General features: G+C 68.4%; 12 protein-coding genes. 3 read left to right on the forward strand and 9 right to left on the reverse strand.

What is annotated here, in order from left to right:
* Nucleotides 1-54: 54 nt before the first annotated feature.
* From secD to macS, 3 genes are all read right to left on the reverse strand, one after another.
* Nucleotides 55-2,394, reverse strand: coding sequence for a protein translocase subunit SecD (secD, locus tag ACZ5BU_RS34115; RefSeq protein WP_465704706.1), 2,340 nt, complete (start codon nucleotides 2,392-2,394; stop codon nucleotides 55-57).
* A 164-nt stretch (nucleotides 2,395-2,558) separates the two neighbouring features.
* Nucleotides 2,559-3,191 (reverse strand): response regulator, encoded by a 633-nt coding sequence (locus tag ACZ5BU_RS34120; protein ID WP_465704708.1) that lies wholly within the window; start codon nucleotides 3,189-3,191, stop codon nucleotides 2,559-2,561.
* Between the two features lie 31 nt (nucleotides 3,192-3,222).
* Nucleotides 3,223-4,338, reverse strand: a complete 1,116-nt coding sequence (gene macS, locus ACZ5BU_RS34125; RefSeq protein ID WP_465704710.1) for a MacS family sensor histidine kinase — start codon at nucleotides 4,336-4,338, stop codon at nucleotides 3,223-3,225.
* A gap of 187 nt (nucleotides 4,339-4,525) precedes the next feature.
* On the opposite strand from macS, the gene ACZ5BU_RS34130 reads away from it, so the two are divergent.
* The gene (locus tag ACZ5BU_RS34130) at nucleotides 4,526-6,892 is read left to right on the forward strand and encodes an immune inhibitor A domain-containing protein (RefSeq protein WP_465704712.1); all 2,367 of its coding nucleotides are present in this window, start codon (nucleotides 4,526-4,528) and stop codon (nucleotides 6,890-6,892) included.
* A gap of 51 nt (nucleotides 6,893-6,943) precedes the next feature.
* Here ACZ5BU_RS34130 and hflX read toward each other — a convergent pair whose 3' ends face one another.
* Nucleotides 6,944-8,425 (reverse strand): GTPase HflX, encoded by a 1,482-nt coding sequence (hflX, locus tag ACZ5BU_RS34135; protein WP_465704713.1) that lies wholly within the window; start codon nucleotides 8,423-8,425, stop codon nucleotides 6,944-6,946.
* A gap of 54 nt (nucleotides 8,426-8,479) precedes the next feature.
* On the reverse strand, nucleotides 8,480-9,340 hold the full coding sequence (dapF, locus tag ACZ5BU_RS34140) for a diaminopimelate epimerase (protein ID WP_465704715.1): 861 nt from the start codon (nucleotides 9,338-9,340) through the stop codon (nucleotides 8,480-8,482).
* Between the two features lie 24 nt (nucleotides 9,341-9,364).
* Between dapF and ACZ5BU_RS34145 the strand changes: the two genes are divergently transcribed.
* Nucleotides 9,365-9,658 (forward strand): hypothetical protein, encoded by a 294-nt coding sequence (locus tag ACZ5BU_RS34145; protein WP_465704717.1) that lies wholly within the window; start codon nucleotides 9,365-9,367, stop codon nucleotides 9,656-9,658.
* A 138-nt stretch (nucleotides 9,659-9,796) separates the two neighbouring features.
* Here ACZ5BU_RS34145 and menC read toward each other — a convergent pair whose 3' ends face one another.
* The 3 genes from menC to ACZ5BU_RS34160 are packed head-to-tail and all read right to left on the reverse strand — an operon-like array spanning nucleotide 9,797 to nucleotide 12,198.
* Entirely contained in the window at nucleotides 9,797-10,927 is a 1,131-nt protein-coding gene (gene menC / locus ACZ5BU_RS34150) for an o-succinylbenzoate synthase (RefSeq protein ID WP_465704719.1), read from the reverse strand.
* Complete coding sequence (locus tag ACZ5BU_RS34155) at nucleotides 10,917-11,552, reverse strand: MurR/RpiR family transcriptional regulator (RefSeq protein WP_465704721.1); 636 nt, start codon at nucleotides 11,550-11,552, stop codon at nucleotides 10,917-10,919. Before ACZ5BU_RS34155 ends, menC begins: the two co-directional genes overlap by 11 nt.
* Nucleotides 11,545-12,198, reverse strand: a complete 654-nt coding sequence (locus tag ACZ5BU_RS34160; protein ID WP_465704723.1) for a GNAT family N-acetyltransferase — start codon at nucleotides 12,196-12,198, stop codon at nucleotides 11,545-11,547. The genes ACZ5BU_RS34155 and ACZ5BU_RS34160 overlap by 8 nt, the downstream gene beginning before the upstream one ends.
* Nucleotides 12,199-12,267: 69 nt before the next feature.
* Here ACZ5BU_RS34160 and ACZ5BU_RS34165 point away from each other — a divergent pair, with 69 nt between their 5' ends.
* Nucleotides 12,268-13,350, forward strand: coding sequence for a M20 family metallopeptidase (locus tag ACZ5BU_RS34165; protein ID WP_465704725.1), 1,083 nt, complete (start codon nucleotides 12,268-12,270; stop codon nucleotides 13,348-13,350).
* Here the strand turns inward: ACZ5BU_RS34165 and ggt are convergent.
* On the reverse strand, nucleotides 13,337-15,181 hold the full coding sequence (gene ggt / locus ACZ5BU_RS34170; protein ID WP_465704727.1) for a gamma-glutamyltransferase: 1,845 nt from the start codon (nucleotides 15,179-15,181) through the stop codon (nucleotides 13,337-13,339). The genes ACZ5BU_RS34165 and ggt overlap by 14 nt on opposite strands.
* Nucleotides 15,182-15,197 lie beyond the last annotated feature (16 nt).

Here is a 15,197-nt window from a genome sequence, read left to right on the forward strand (position 1 = left end):
CCCTAGCCCGCGGAGCCGACAGATTTCCGGTCCGGCAGGCTGGGTGTGGATAACTCAGACGACGGCTCCGCGGTCCGGCTGGGCGTCGCGATCGACCTGCGCGCGCTTGGGGCGTGGCGGCGGCGCCGGGTAGCGGCGTTCGAGCTCGAGCAGCAGCGGCGCCGCGGTCAGGTTGGACGAGTACGTACCGACGACGATGCCGAGCAGCAGCGCGAGCGCGAAGTCGGCCAGCGAGTCGCCGCCGAGGAACAGCAGCGCGCTCAGGATGAAGAGCGTCGAGATACCGGTGTTGACGGTCCGCGGCAGCACGTTGACGATCGCCGTGTCGATGATCTTGCCGAGGCTGCCGGTGGCGCGGGCGTTCCGGGTCTCGCGGATCCGGTCGAAGACCACGACCGAGTCGTTGACCGTGTACCCGATGATCGTCAGGATCGCGGCGAGGAAGATTCCGTCAATCGGTTTGCCGGTCCAGGCGAAGACACCGACCACGACCGCGACGTTCTGGACGAGCGCGAGGACCGCGCCCGCGCCGAACGTCCAGCGGAACCGGACGGCGAGGTACGCGAGCTGGGCGAGCAGCGCGATGCCCAGCGCGATCAGGCCCTTGTTCCGCAGCTCCTTGCCCAGCGACGGACCGATGCTCTCGTTCCGGATCACCTCGGCGTCGCCGCCGATCCGGCCGATCGACTCCTTGATCTTCTCGGCCTCGTCGTCGCTGATCGTGCCGGTCCGCACGGTGATGTCGTCGGTTCCGGACGTCTGCACGACCGCGGTCGGGTACCCGGCCTCGGCTACGGCGGCCCGGGCCTGGTCCGGCGTGATGCGTTGCGCCGTACTGACCTCGATCAGCCGGCCGCCGGTGAACTCGATGCCGAGGTTCAGGCCGCGTACGGCGACACCGGCGACGCTGACGACGATCGCGACGGCCGTGATGACGAGCCAACGCCTGCTGTGCTTCATCAGCGACGGCCGGCGGGCCTCGAGCCAGGTCCGTACGCGTCCGTGGCCGGCGATCCCGCTCAGCGCCGGCCGACGCAGTACGAAGCCGCGGGAGACCACGAACTCGGCGAACACGCGGGTGACGACCAGCGCGGACAGCATCGACGCGATGACGCCGATCGAGAGCGTGACGCCGAAGCCGCGGACCGGGCCTGCGGCCAGGAAGAACAGCAGGCCGGCGGCGAGCAGCGTCGTGATGTTGGAGTCCGCGATCGCGGACAGCGCGTTCTGGAATCCGCTGCGGAGCGATCGGCGCAGGCCGTCCGTACGGCCGGCTGTGTAGTCCTCGCGGGCTCGTTCGAAGACCAGGACGTTCGCGTCGACAGCCATTCCGATCGCCAGGACGAAACCCGCCAGGCCGGGCAGAGTGAGGGTGGCCCCGATCGCGGTCAGGGCGGCGTACGACATCGCGGCGTACCCGATCAGGCCCAGGACCGCCATCAGGCCGACGAGGCGGTAGACCACGACGATGAACAGCGCGGTGAGCGCGAGGCCGATGATCGCGGCGAGGGCGCTGGCCTGGATCGCGTCCTGGCCGAGCGACGGGCCGACCGTACGCTGGTCGATGACCTGTACGGGAACCGGAAGGGCGCCGCCGGAGATCAGCGCGGCCAGATCCTTCGCGTCCTCCTCGGTGAAGGCACCGGAGATCGTGGTGGAGCCGCCCGAGATGCCGAGGTTGCAGAGCTGGTTGCCGCCGTTCGGGTCGACCTGCGGGGCGCTGATCACCTCGTTGTCGAGGACGATCGCGATCAGGCGTTGCGGCGTACCGACCGGGTTGCAGGCCGCCTTGCCGGTGATGTTCGCCCAGATCTTGTCGCCGTCGCCCTTGAACTTCATCTGCACGAACCAGCCCTGCGCGACCTGCTGCGGGTCGAGCATGCCGTCGGCGCCGCTCACCAGTTCCCCGGTCATCGCGGGTTTGGCGAGTCTCAAGTAGTCCTGGCCTTGTTCGCTCGGTAGGTAGGTCTCCCCCGCCGCGGGTTTGGCCGGCTTGGTCGCGACCTGGTCGAGGACCTCGTGGAAGGTGAGCTGCGCGGTCTTGCCGATCACCTTCGCGGCTTCCCGCGGGTCCTGGACGCCGGGGAGCTCGACGATGATCCGGTTCTCGCCCTGGCGGGTGACGTTCGGCTCGCTCACCCCGAGCGCGTCGATGCGCCGGTGCAGAACCTGGGTGGCCTTGTCGGTGGTCTCCTTGGTCGCCTTCACGGTCGGCGAGTCCTTCGCCTCCAGGACGATCTGCGTCCCGCCGCGCAGGTCGAGACCGAGCTGTGGTTTCGCGGTCAACGTGACGTACGTAGACGCCGCCAGAACCAGGAACGCGAGAACTACACGAACGATGGACGACCGGTTCACCGAGCCTCCGGAGGTAGGCACCCGCAGCACAGGTGTCATGACACAGACGATCCACGCAGCCCGTGGAGCGCCCAGTGTACGAACGCGACACAATCACACAAGCGACTCCGTCGCGTCCGTAACACTTCCTCAGGCGCCGAGTCGTGGAAAATGGCGCGGAATCGGGCCGAATCCCAGCCAAAATCCACGACTCGGCGGACGGACTACTCGCCGAGGCCGTTTTCGAGGGCGTAGCGGACGAGTTCGGCTCGGTTGTGGAGTTGGAGTTTGCGGAGGGTGTTCTGGACGTGGTTCTCGACTGTGCGGTGGGAGAGGACGAGGCGGGTGGCGATTTGTTTGGCGGTGAGGCCTCGGGCTACCAGGCGGAGGACTTCGGTTTCGCGGTCGGTGAGTCGGGGGACTTCGGGGCCGGTTGTGCCCAGGCGGCGGTACTCGCCCAGCAGCAGTCCGGCGAGGCCGGCGGTGAAGACGGCGTCGCCTTCGGCGGTTCGGCGGACGGCATCGTCGAATTCGTCGAGGGACGCGGACTTCACGAGGTAGCCGGAGGCGCCGTTCTTGACGGCAGCCAGTACGTCGTCCTGCTCGGCGCTGGCCGACAGCACGAGCACCCGGGTATCCGGGAGTGCGGTGGTGATCGACCGGGTCGCGTCGACGCCGGAGCCGGTGCCTAGCTGCAGGTCCATCACGACGACGTCCGGCCGGGTCGCAAGGGCGATCCTCACCGCGGACGCCACGTCCGAGGCGGTCGCGCAGACGTCGTACCCGCGGCTGCCGAGGTCGCGGGCGACACCTTCGCGCCACATGGGATGGTCGTCGACGATCATGACGCGGATCACGGCCGGCCACCCCACGATCCAAGCGGTGCGGTCATACCTTCAGCTCCCATTCGGTTCCTTCGCCGGGGGCGGTGCGGACGGTGACGGTGCCGCCGAGGTCGGTGATCCGGCCGCGGATGGACTGGCTGACGCCGAGGTGGCCGTCGGCGCGAGCCTGTTCGAGGCGAGCGGGAGTCGTACCGATGCCGTCGTCGCGGACCGAGACCACGACCTCCTCCCCCAATTCCTCGACGACGACCCAGGAGCGGGCGCCGGGGCCGGCGTGTTTGGTCACGTTGCTGAGCGCTTCCTTGACCGCGGCAACCAGTTCGGCCGCAGTGGAAGCAGGCAGCAACACCGGTCCGGCCGGTACGACGACGTCGACGCGGGTGGTGGCCAACGGCAACAACAACCCGCACAGATCAACGCGATCCCCCTCGGCGACGGCCGGACGCGTCGACATCAAGGTGCGCAGGGCAACCTCCTGTTCGGCCGCGAGCTGGGCGAGTTCGAGCGCCTCGCCGCCGATCGCCGTACCGCGCCGCTGGACCTGCGCCAGGACCTGGAGTACGCCGTCGTGGATCGAGCGGCTAAGCCGCAGCCGTTCCGCGGTCGCACTCTCCGCCGCGATCGCCTCACGCAGCCTGGCCCCGGCTCGGCGCATCGTCGAGGCGGCGTACCCGACGACCAGCCCGGCCACGAGCAGCAGTTGGACGTTGCTGAGGATCTTCGACAGGTGGTCGATCCCGCGCAGCGAGAGCAGCGCCAGGCTGATCGTGGCGGCGCCGAGCAGACCGCCGTCGCGGCCGCGGGAGATCGCGAGCGCGAGCACCGGCCCGGCCGCCCACACCGAGGTCAGTACGGACGCGCCGCCGCGGATGTCGACCAACGGCTGCGCCCACAGCGTCGCGTACATGCAGCCGACCGTGACGATCAGGTCCGCGAACGCGAGCCGGGTGTTCCGCCGGCCCCAGCGGACGCTGTAGCCGTACGACGAGATCGCCGTCCACACGCCCATCACCGCGAGCTGGAGCACAGCGCCGTACGGATGCACGATCCCGCCCCACCGCGTCCACACGCCGAAGCACGCGAACCCCCAGGTGATCACCCGGAACACGACCAGCGCACGCCACAACGGCTGCAGCAGGTCGACGGTCTGGCGCTCCACGCGGACCAGTCTGCCAAGCGGCCCTCGACAAAGGCGTGAGCCGTTCTACTCAAGCCGCAGGTTTCCCCGCACCTTCACAGGTATTTCTCAGTTTCCACTTCAGCTCGGCAGATTTTCCCCGTAATCTCGCGCAAACACGCTCGGGGGAGCATCGACTACACAGCGTCATGAGACACGGAGGGGAATCGTGCGCAAGCTACCCGCCGGGCTGTTCAGCCTGGCTCTGGCGGCGACGACCGGGCTCGGCATCGCCGCCGCCTCGGCCGGTAACGCCGCCACACCGCCCAAACAAGGGTCGGCGCCGATCGCCAGTGAGGCTGCTCCAGCGCCGGACGAGCTGTCCAGCCCGCTCGAGGCCAAGCGCCGTGAGCTGCGGCAGGAGGCGCTGACGAAGGTCATCAACGGCCAGGCCACGCCGGAGCAGCGCAACGGCAGTACGGTCGTCAACCTCGGCGCGAAGGCATCAAGTAGCAAGACCGCCAAGAGCAAGGTCGACCAGTACGTCGAGCTGTCCCGGGAGAAGACCGACCGGATCTTCGTCGTCCTCGCGGAGTTCGGCAACGAGCGGCACCCGAACTACCCGGACAAGGACACCGCGCCGAACGTCCCGGGCCCGGCACGCTTCGACGGCCCGCTGCACAACCAGATCCCGGCCCCGGACCGTTCGGTCGACAACTCGACCATCTGGCAGGCCGACTACAGCCAGCAGCACTTCCAGGACCTGTACTTCGGCACCGGCAACTCGCTGAAGAGCTACTACGAGAAGCAGTCGTCCGGCCGGTACTCGGTGTCCGGTGAGGTCACCGACTGGGTGAAGGTCAAGTACAACGAGGCGCGGTACGGCCGCTCGAACGGCTACCCGTGCAGCGGCAACGTCTGCAACAACACCTGGAACCTGATCCAGGACGCCGTCAACCAGTGGGTCGCCGACCAGGAGGCCAGGGGCCGGACGAAGGCCGAGATCACCACGGACCTGAAGTCGTTCGACCAGTGGGACCGGTACGACTACGACGGTGACGGGAACTTCAACGAGCCGGACGGGTACATCGACCACTTCCAGATCGTGCACGCCGGTGGCGACCAGGCCGACGGCGACCCGTGGCAGGGCGAGGACGCGATCTGGTCGCACCGCTGGTTCGCCGGCTTCCCGGGCGGCCCGGCGACCAACCCGAACGGCGGCGCGCAGATCGGCGACACCGGCCTGTACGTCGGCGACTACACGATCCAGCCGGAGAACGGCGGCATCAGCGTGTTCGCCCACGAGTACGGCCACGACCTCGGGCTGCCGGACGAGTACGACACCTCCGGCGCGGCCGTCGAGAACGGCGTGAACTGGTGGACGATCATGTCCCAGAGCCGCGTCGGCAAGCCGTCCGACGGCGGCATCGGCGAGCAGGCGGCTGACTTCAACGCCTGGGACAAGCTGCAGCTCGGCTGGCTGGACTACGAGATCGTGAACGCCGGCCAGAACCGGACCGTCGACCTCGGCCCGCACGAGTACAACTCCAAGAAGGCCCAGGGCCTGGTGGTGACGCTGCCGAAGAAGGAGGTGCAGCACCAGCTCGTCCAGCCGACCACCGGGACCAAGGACTGGTGGAGCGGTCAGGGCAACAGCTTCACGCACACGATGAGCCGCCAGGTGACGCTGCCGGCCGGCCAGCCCGCGAGCCTCACGTTCCAGGCGAACTGGGACATCGAGGACTGCGGTACGACCGCCTGCGACTACGCGTACGTCGACGTGAACGACGGCACCGGCTTCAAGGCGGTCAAGGGCAGCATCACCAACGATGCCGAGGGCAACGGGATCGACGGCACCAGCAACGGATGGAAGCCAGCCGCCTTCGACCTCTCGGCGTACGCCGGCAAGACGATCACGCTGCAGTTCCGGTACGCCACCGACCCGGCGGCCGGCGGGATCGGCTTCTTCGCCGACGACATCAAGGTGACGTCGGGTTCCACCACGGTGGTCGACTCGGGTGCGGAGACCTCGCCGGACGGCTGGACGCTGAACGGGTTCAGCTCGGTCGGCTCGTCGTACACGAGTCAGCACGACAACTACTACCTGGCCTCGAACATCAACTACGTCGACCACGACAAGTTCCTGCAGACCGGCCCGTACAACTTCGGCTGGAACACCACGCTGCCGGACAAGGTCGAGCACTTCCCGTACCAGGACGGCCTGCTGCTCTGGTACTGGGACACCTCGCAGGGCGACAACAACACCAACGTCCACCCGGGCGAGGGCCTGATCCTGCCGATCGACTCGCACCCAACCCCGATCAACCGTCTCGACGGCCAACTCTGGCGTCCGCGGGTGTCGGCGTACGACGCCCCGTTCGGTCTCGAGAAGGCGGACTCGTTCACCCTGCACGTCAACGGCCAGGCGAGCTACATCCGCGGCCAGAACGCCGTACCGACCTTCAACGACAGCAAGTCGTACTGGTCCGCGGACCTGCCGACGAGCAGCGTCAAGGTCCCGAACAACGGCATCAACATCAAGGTCCTGTCCAAGACCGGCACCTCGATGAAGGTCCAGGTCTCCAAGCGCAAGTGACCACCTGAAACGGCCCCCCGAGGAGATCCTCGGGGGGCCGTTCTCGTTGCGTCAGACAGTCGCGTACGGCGTGAGCTCGCCGGCCAGCGCGGGGTGCACCCGGCCGGTGATGTGCGTGCCGTCGGCGGTGTGTTCGAGCTGTTCCACCGAGCCTTCCGAGTGCATCCGGGAGACCAGGTCGCCGCGCTCGTACGGAAGCAGAACCTCCACGGCCAGGTGCGGCTGTGGGAGGGCGCTTTCGAGGAGTTCGCGGAGCTTGTCGATGCCTTCGCCGGTACGGGCCGACACGACGATCGCGTTCGGCTCGCGGTGCAGGATCGGGGCCAGCGCCAGCGGGTCGGCGGCGTCGGCCTTGTTGATCACCACGATCTCCGGTACGTCGGTCGCGTTGATCTCGGCCAGCACCTCGCGGACGGCCTGGATCTGCGCGATCGGGTCCGGGTGCGAACCGTCGACCACGTGTAGCAGCAGGTCCGCGTCGGTGACCTCCTCCAGCGTCGAGCGGAACGCCTCGACGATGTCGTGCGGCAGGTGCCGGACGAACCCGACCGTGTCGGTCAGCGTGAAAACGCGGCCGTCGGAGGTCGTCGTACGACGGGTCGTCGGGTCCAGGGTCGCGAACAGCGCGTCCTCGACCAGTACGCCCGCGCCGGTGATCTGGTTCAGCAGCGACGACTTGCCGGCGTTGGTGTAACCAGCGATCGCGACCGACGGGACCAGGTGCCGGCGGCGCTCCTGGCGCATCGTCGAGCGGGTGCCCTTCATGTCCTTGAGCGTCCGGCGGAGCTTGGCGATCTTGGTGTTGATCCGGCGCCGGTCGGTCTCGATCTTGGTCTCACCGGGACCACGACCACCGATACCGCCACCAGCCGCGCCGACGCGTCCACCGGCCTGGCGGGACAGGTTCCCACCCCAACCACGCAGGCGTTGCTTCATGTACTGCAGCTGAGCCAGCTCGACCTGGGCCTTGCCTTCCTTGCTCTTCGCGTGCTGCGCGAAGATGTCCAGGATCAGCGCGGTCCGGTCGACCACCTTGACCTTGAGCTTGTCCTCGAGGTTACGCAGCTGCGCGGGCGCCAGCTCGCCGTCCGCGATCACCGTGTCGGCGCCGAGCGACGCGACCAGGTTGCGCAGGTCGGCGACCTTGCCGGAACCGATGAAGGTCGCCGGGTCCGGCTTCTTCCGCCGCTGGATCACGCCGTCCAGTACCTCGGACCCGGCGGTCTCGGCGAGCAGCTTCAGCTCGGCCAGCGAGTTGTCCGCGTCCTCGGCACTGCCCTCGGTCCAGACGCCGACCAGCAGCACCCGCTCGAGCAGCAGTTTCCGGTACTCGACCTCGCTGATGTCGGTCAGCTCGGTCGACATGCCGACGACGCGGCGCAGCGCCTGGCGCTCCTCGAGCTCGAGGCCTTCGGTGCTCAGCTCGTGTTCGTACTCATCGTGACCCGTCAACGAATCGCCGGAGTCCTCGCCCTCAAGGAGGTCAAGTTCGACGTCGGAGGTCTCGTCGTAAAACTGTGAATGGGTCGTCATATACCTTCCATGGTGGCACGGGGCTCCTAGTACAGGCGACCCGTTTACCAGGAGTCAACGCCCCACGCAGGAATCAGATCCCAGCCAGGCGCGGTCGAACTCGCCACGAGCGTGCAGAACGGCCGGCCCAGTCAGTTCCAGGTGGTTGTCGGCACGCCAGGTCACCGAGACCTCACCCCCTGGTACGCCGACGCGGTACGTCACCGGCAACTCGTCGTGGGCCTGGCGTGCCGCAGCCACGGTCACCGCGCAGGTACCCGTGCCGCAGGAGCGGGTCTCGCCCGCGCCGCGCTCGTGCACCCGCATCTGTACGTCGTGCGCGTCCCGCCGTACGACGAACTCGACGTTCACCCCGTTCGGGAACGCCGCCGCCGGGGTCCAGGTGGGCTGGTCGCACAGGTTGCCGGGCTCGTCCAGGCTGTCGACGAACGCGACCGCGTGCGGGTTGCCCATGTCGACGTGCAGCGCGGTCCACTGGTGACCGTTGGCCTCGACCACGATTCCGGCCGCGTCGGGGAGTTTCGGGGCGCCCATGTCGACGGTGAGCGTGCCGTCGTCGTTCTGTACGACCTCCTTGACGCCGGCGCGGGTACCGACCCGGACGGGCTTGCCGTCGATCAGGCCCGCCTCGGCCAGGTACTTCACGAAAACCCGGACGCCGTTCCCGCACATCTCCGCGATCGAGCCGTCCGCGTTCCGGTAGTCCATGAACCAGTCGCCGCCGTCCTCGACGTACGACTGCTTGTCGCCCTGGATCACCCGCAGTACGCCGTCCGCGCCGAGCCCAGCGTGCCGGTCGCACAGGAACCGTACGACGGCCGCGTCCAACTCGCCGTGCACGGAACCGTCCGGGTCGGGCAGGACCACGAAGTCGTTCTCCGTGCCGTGGCCCTTCAACCAGGGAAACGTACTCATGGGAGAAGCGTACGGTGTCCGGTTGTGGAGCTGATCGCGTACTTCTGGGAGCGGGACGATGCGGACGTGGTCGCCGTGCGGCTGGGTGGGGAGGTACGGCGGGGGCGGTTCCACGGGGAGGACGACGACGAGGATCACCCGTGGGTCGTCGTGCTGGCCGAGCCGGACCGGCTGGTGCTCGACGAACTGCTCGCCGAGTACGACGGCTGGCTGGAGGACGACGAGCCTGGGGTACGGGGCGGCGTCGCGTCGGCTCCCCCGCCCGTGGACGCGCCGCCGGTCCCTCTGCCGACGGAGCCCAAGCGCTTCAAGCGATAACGTGCCGCCGGACTTGAGCCGAGACTGAAATCCGCAGGTGGGTGCAGATCGACGAGCGCCGGTGCCACAATGTTGCCCGTGGCATCGATCACCTCGGCTCCGGAGACCGGAAGGCTGCCGGTCAGGGCGAGCCTGGAGTCACTCCTGTCCTGGGCCGAGAGCCAGTTCCTCGACCGTGTTGGCAGCAAGGAACTCCCGGTCGACCGAATGCCCCAGCCCGCTCCCCCGCGGTACCCGGACGACCCCGCCGACAGCGGTCACGGCGGGTTGAACGATGTCCCGGGCGTAGTACTTCTCCGAGGCGGACACGTCCGATGGGAGGGTGAAGCCGGGGAGACTGGAGAGCGCGATGTTCGCCAGCCGGCCGATCCCGAACTCGTGCATGCCGCCGCACCAGACGGCGACCCCGGCGTTCTGCGCCCGATCATGCGCCGCCACGGCCGCGGTCAGACCGCCCATCCGCGACACCTTGATGTTGAGGATCTGCAGCGCTTCTAGCTGGAGCGCGGTTTCCAGGTCGGCGACCGTTTCGACACTCTCGTCGAGGCAGACCGGTGTGCGGATGCGCCGCTGCAGTTCGGCGTGGGCGAGCAGGTCCCGCGGGGCGAACGGCTGCTCGATCATCGTCAGGCCGAAGTCATCCAGCTCCACCAGCCGGTCCAGGTCGCCGGCGGTGTAGATGCCGTTGGCATCCACGTGCAGATCGAGGTCCGGGTACGCCGCACGCACCGCTCGCACCGGTTCGACGTCCCAGTCGTGGGCGATCTTCAACTTCACCCGCGGGTACCCGGCTTCGACCTGATGCTGTACCTGTACCAGCAGGTCGTCGATCGTCGGCTCGATGCCCAGCGAAACCCCCGCGACGACCTCAGTGCGCTTTCCACCCAGGACTGTTGCCAAAGGCAGTTGCTGGGCCTCTGCCCAGAGCGTCCAGGTGGCCACATCCACCCCGGCCTTGGCGAAGTTGTTGCCGCGGACCTTCGACCACAACGCGCTGAGTTCGGAGGGGTCGGTCCAGCGGCGGCCGATGACCGCGGGTAGAAGGTAGCGAGAGGCGATGTGCCAGCAGGTCTCGACGGTTTCGGGGGCGTAGTACGGGTCGGACGGGGACGCGATCTCACCCCAGCCGATGGCGCCTGACTCGTCCTCCAGTTCCACCAGGATGTGCTCGAGGAACGCCTTGCGATGCGAGCTGGTCTGGAACGCGTGCACGAGCGGCATCCGCACCCGGTGCAGCCGCGCCGCGACCACCTTGAGCTCAGTTGACATACAACCCCAGCTCCGAGTTCAGCCGATCCCGCTCGACCAGGCGCCGGCGGGCACCCTTCGCGCTCGCGGTGGTGAGTGTCGCGAGGACGTGCAGTACGGACGCGACGACGGTCGGCGAGTCGACGTACGACGCGCTGCCGGTCGCGACGTAGATGCTCTGGTCAGCGAGCTTCGCCAGCGGAGCGTCCTCGAAGTCCGTGATCGCGACGAGTTCGCCGCCGGCCTCGACGAACCGGCGCGCGATGTCGACGGTGTCGCGCCGGTACCGGCGGAACGAGAACGCGACCATCAGGTCGTTCGACCGGACGTCGGCCAGGACGTCGACGCCGCGTACCACCGTGCCGTCGATCAGCGTCACCTGCGACAACCCGACGCCGAGGTCGAACGCGAGCAGCGACGCGTACGAGAACGACTTGGCGGAGCCGATGACGAAGCGCCGGCGGGCCGCGACGATCCGGGCCGCGGCCTGCGCGATCGACTCGTCGGTGAGGATCTGGTCGAGCGCCTCGTCGATCGAGGCGCGTTCCTGCTCGACGACGCGACGCTGCAACAGTGCCGACGAGCGCCGTTGCAGGCGGGCGTCGTACCGCTCCTGGGGGCTGGTGAGCTCGCGGTTGTCACGCATCGTCGGCCCTTCCGAAGTAGTAGATGCCGCCGTCCTGCTGCCGCTGACACGACACCGCGACCAGCCCCTTCCCGAGCAGTTCCTCGAAAGAACGCCGAAGGCTGGTCGTTGGTACCACCAACTCAGCCACCGGCTCGGGCGTCACCGGGTGCTCGCGGGTCAGGTCCCACTCGACGATGACGCGATCCGTCCCGGGACCGTACATATCGGGAGCGAACCAGCGGCCGCGGGCGCCGAGTACGTCGAGGTTGAAGTGCGCGTTGCGGATCTGCACGGGGTCGTACGTCCAGCGCATCCGTGTCATGCCGTGGCTGAGGGCAACTTCCTTCTGGGCGTGCTTGAGCATCCGCCCGAGGCCGCGGCCCTGCTGCCCGGAGGCCACCACGGCGGACTGCGAGTAGTGGTAGAAGCCGCGCCGGTCGGTCGCACAGAACCCGTACGCGAACGCGACCAGCTGATCGCTCTCGTCGAGAACGCCGACCACCGAGCCGCCGTTGCTCGCGAGCGCCCCGAGCAGCCGCGGGTTCAATCCGTACGCCGGGTCGCGGTACCCGAACACCTCGCGGTAGAGCGCCGACGCCTCGGCGAACCGGGACGCCGTGGTGAGCGAGACCGCACGAAAGCTCACCTCCGAGATACGATTCATATCCTGACGATATCCGCACCCAGGCCACTCGGGTCAACCGTGGGTCAGATGATGATACGTTGACTATCCATGATGATCGAGCGACTCCGGGAGTACGTCGGCGCGGAGACCCCGACGGGTGACGCGGCGGCCCTGAACGCGTTCGCCGACCGGCTGGCGACGCAGTACGCGGACCTGGGCGCAACCGTCCGCCGGGAGCAGCACGCGACCGGCGACCACCTGGTGGCGGACTTCCCGGGCCGCGCGGACGAGGCTCCGCTGCTCTTCCTCACTCACCACGACACGGTCTGGCCGAGAGGGCAGCTCGAGACCGCGATGCCGTGGCGTGCGGCGGACGGGATCATCCACGGACCGGGCGTCTTCGACATGAAGGGCGGCCTGGTCGTCCTGGAGACCGCCCTCGAACAGGTCGCCGGTCGCGACCACCGGCCGCTCCGGGTCGTGGTCGTCGCGGACGAGGAGATCGGGTCGCCGTCGGCCCGCGCACTGGTGACCGCCGAGGCGAAGGGCGCGTATGCCGCCTTCGGGTTCGAGCCGCCGCACCCGAACGGCGACCTGAAGACGTCACGCTGGGGCAGTACCCGGGTCCGCATCGAGGTCACCGGCCGCGAGGCGCATGCCGCCCTCGATCCGGACAGCGGCGTCTCCGCGATCGACGAGCTCGTGGACCAGTTGATCGCCGTACGCAGCGTGGTCGCCGCGCACGACAACGTGCTGTGCAACGTCGGCACGATCACGGGCGGCGGGCGAACGAACGTCGTACCGGGAAGAGCGTCGGCCGACATCGGGTTCCGGTTCATGGACCCACAGACCGAGGAATCGGTCCTTGCAGCGGTCACCGGGCTGCAACCCGTGCGCGACGCCCAGCTACAGGTGCGGGTGATGTCGAACCGCCCGGCGTGGCAGCCGTCACCAGAAACAGCCGAGTTGCTGGCGAAGGTCGCCGCCGCCGGGCGGTCGATCGGTCAGGAGATCGGCGGCGCACCGGCCTCGGGCGCCGCCGACACGAACCTGACCGGATGGTTGGGCATCCCAACGCTGGACGGCCTGGGCCCCGTCGGCAAGGGCGCCCACGCCGTCCACGAACAGGTGATCGCGGCGACCCTGACCGAACGAGCAGCCCTGGTCGCCGCCATCATCACCGCTCTGTGACGACCCCCGCTGCTCCCCCACCACGCCGGGTAGGTTCGGCCGCGGCGAGGATCGCACCGCCGGGCAGGAATTCGAGCGCCTCGACCGCACCGATCTCGGCAGCCGAGGTCCCCGGCGCACCGGCCGGTGTGAACGTGTGACCGTACGCCCCGAGTGCTGCGCCGTACTGATCGATGAACGACTGCTCGGCCGTCACCGACGCGGTGTTGCGTTGCGACGCCCGTGGTGCCGCGATCGCCTGCGGCAACGTCATGCCACGGTCGAGCCGGTTCGTCAGCGTCTGCAGGACGGTCGTGATGATCGTCGAACCACCGGGCGAACCGAGCGCGATGTACGGCTGGGTGCCGCGCAGCACGATCGTCGGCGACATCGACGACCGCGGCCGCTTCCCGCCCGCGACGATGTTCGGGTCCTTCGGGTCCGGCACGAAGGAGAAGTCGGTCAGCTCGTTGTTGAGCAGGAACCCGCGACCGGGCAGCGTGATCCCGCTGCCGCCGGTCTGCTCGATGGTCAGCGTGTACGACACCACGTTGCCCCACTTGTCGGCCGCGACCAGGTGCGTCGTCGAACGCCCCTCGGTGTCCGGACGCTGCTCGACCGCGCTGCCCGCGCTGCACGGCGAGTACTCCCCGTCGGGCGATCCCGCCGGCACGGGCTTGACCGCCGCCTTGTCCGGGTCGATCAGGCAGGACCTCTCCGCCCCGAATCCACGCGACAGCAGTTCCTTCTGCGGTACGTCGACGTACGCCGGGTCACCGATGTACGCGCCGCGGTCGGCGAAGGCCAGCGCGGACGCCTCGAGGTACGTGTGCAGCGCCTGAACGTTGGACATCTCACCGAGGTGCTGCGGTTGCAGGATGTTCAGCGCCTCGCCGACCGTGATGCCGCCGGACGACGACGGCGGCATGCCGTAGACGTTGAGTCCGTCGTACCGGACCTTGGTCGGCGTCCGGTCGATCGCGTGGTACGACGCCAGGTCGCTGGTCTGGAGGTAGCCGGGGTAGAACGGCAGCGTCGCGTCCGCGGTCTTCGGCGGGTTCTTCGCGACCGCAGCCATCTCACCCGACAGCTGACCGTTGTAGAACACCGACGGACCCTGCTGACCGATCAGCTTGTACGTCGCCGCGAGCTCGGGGTTCTTGAACAACGAACCCACCTGCGGCGCGTCGCCGTTCGGCAGGAACAGCTTCGCGGTCGGCACGACCTGCGCGAACCGGCTCTTGTTCTCCAGCGTCTGCAGGCGGAACGTCGGGTCGACGACGAAACCACGCTCGGCGAGCTCCTCGGCGGGCGTCAACGCCTTGCCGAGCGACAACGAGCCCCACTGCTTCAGCGCGCTGCTCCAGGTCGCGAGGGTACCCGGCACGCCGATCGAGACACCGGAGGTCACCGCGTTCGCGAACGCGTACGGCTTGCCGGTCGCCTTGTCGATGAAAGCGTCCGACGGCATCGTCGCGGGCGCGGTCTCGCGGCCGTCGATCGTGTACACCCGGCGGCTCTTGGCGTTGTAGTAGACGAAGTACCCACCACCGCCGATGCCGGCCGAGTACGGCTCGGTGACACCCAGCGCGGCGGCCGTCGCGACGGCTGCGTCGACGGCGTTACCACCACGACGCAGTACGTCGAGGCCGATGTTCGTGGCGTCGGGATCGACCGAGGAGACGGCACCGCCGTACCCGATCGCGACCGGCTGCCGCGGCGTCGGCTCGACTTGCGGGGTTGCGGTTGCTGTTGCGGTGAAGGCAGTGAGAACGAGGGTTCCTGCGGACAGAGATGCGACCAGCTTCTTCACGAACTCCCCCACACGGGCTTCGGGGACAGGGACAAACACTTGCCTATCCCACGTA

The sequence above is a fragment of the Kribbella sp. NPDC031520 genome, assembly GCF_055580825.1.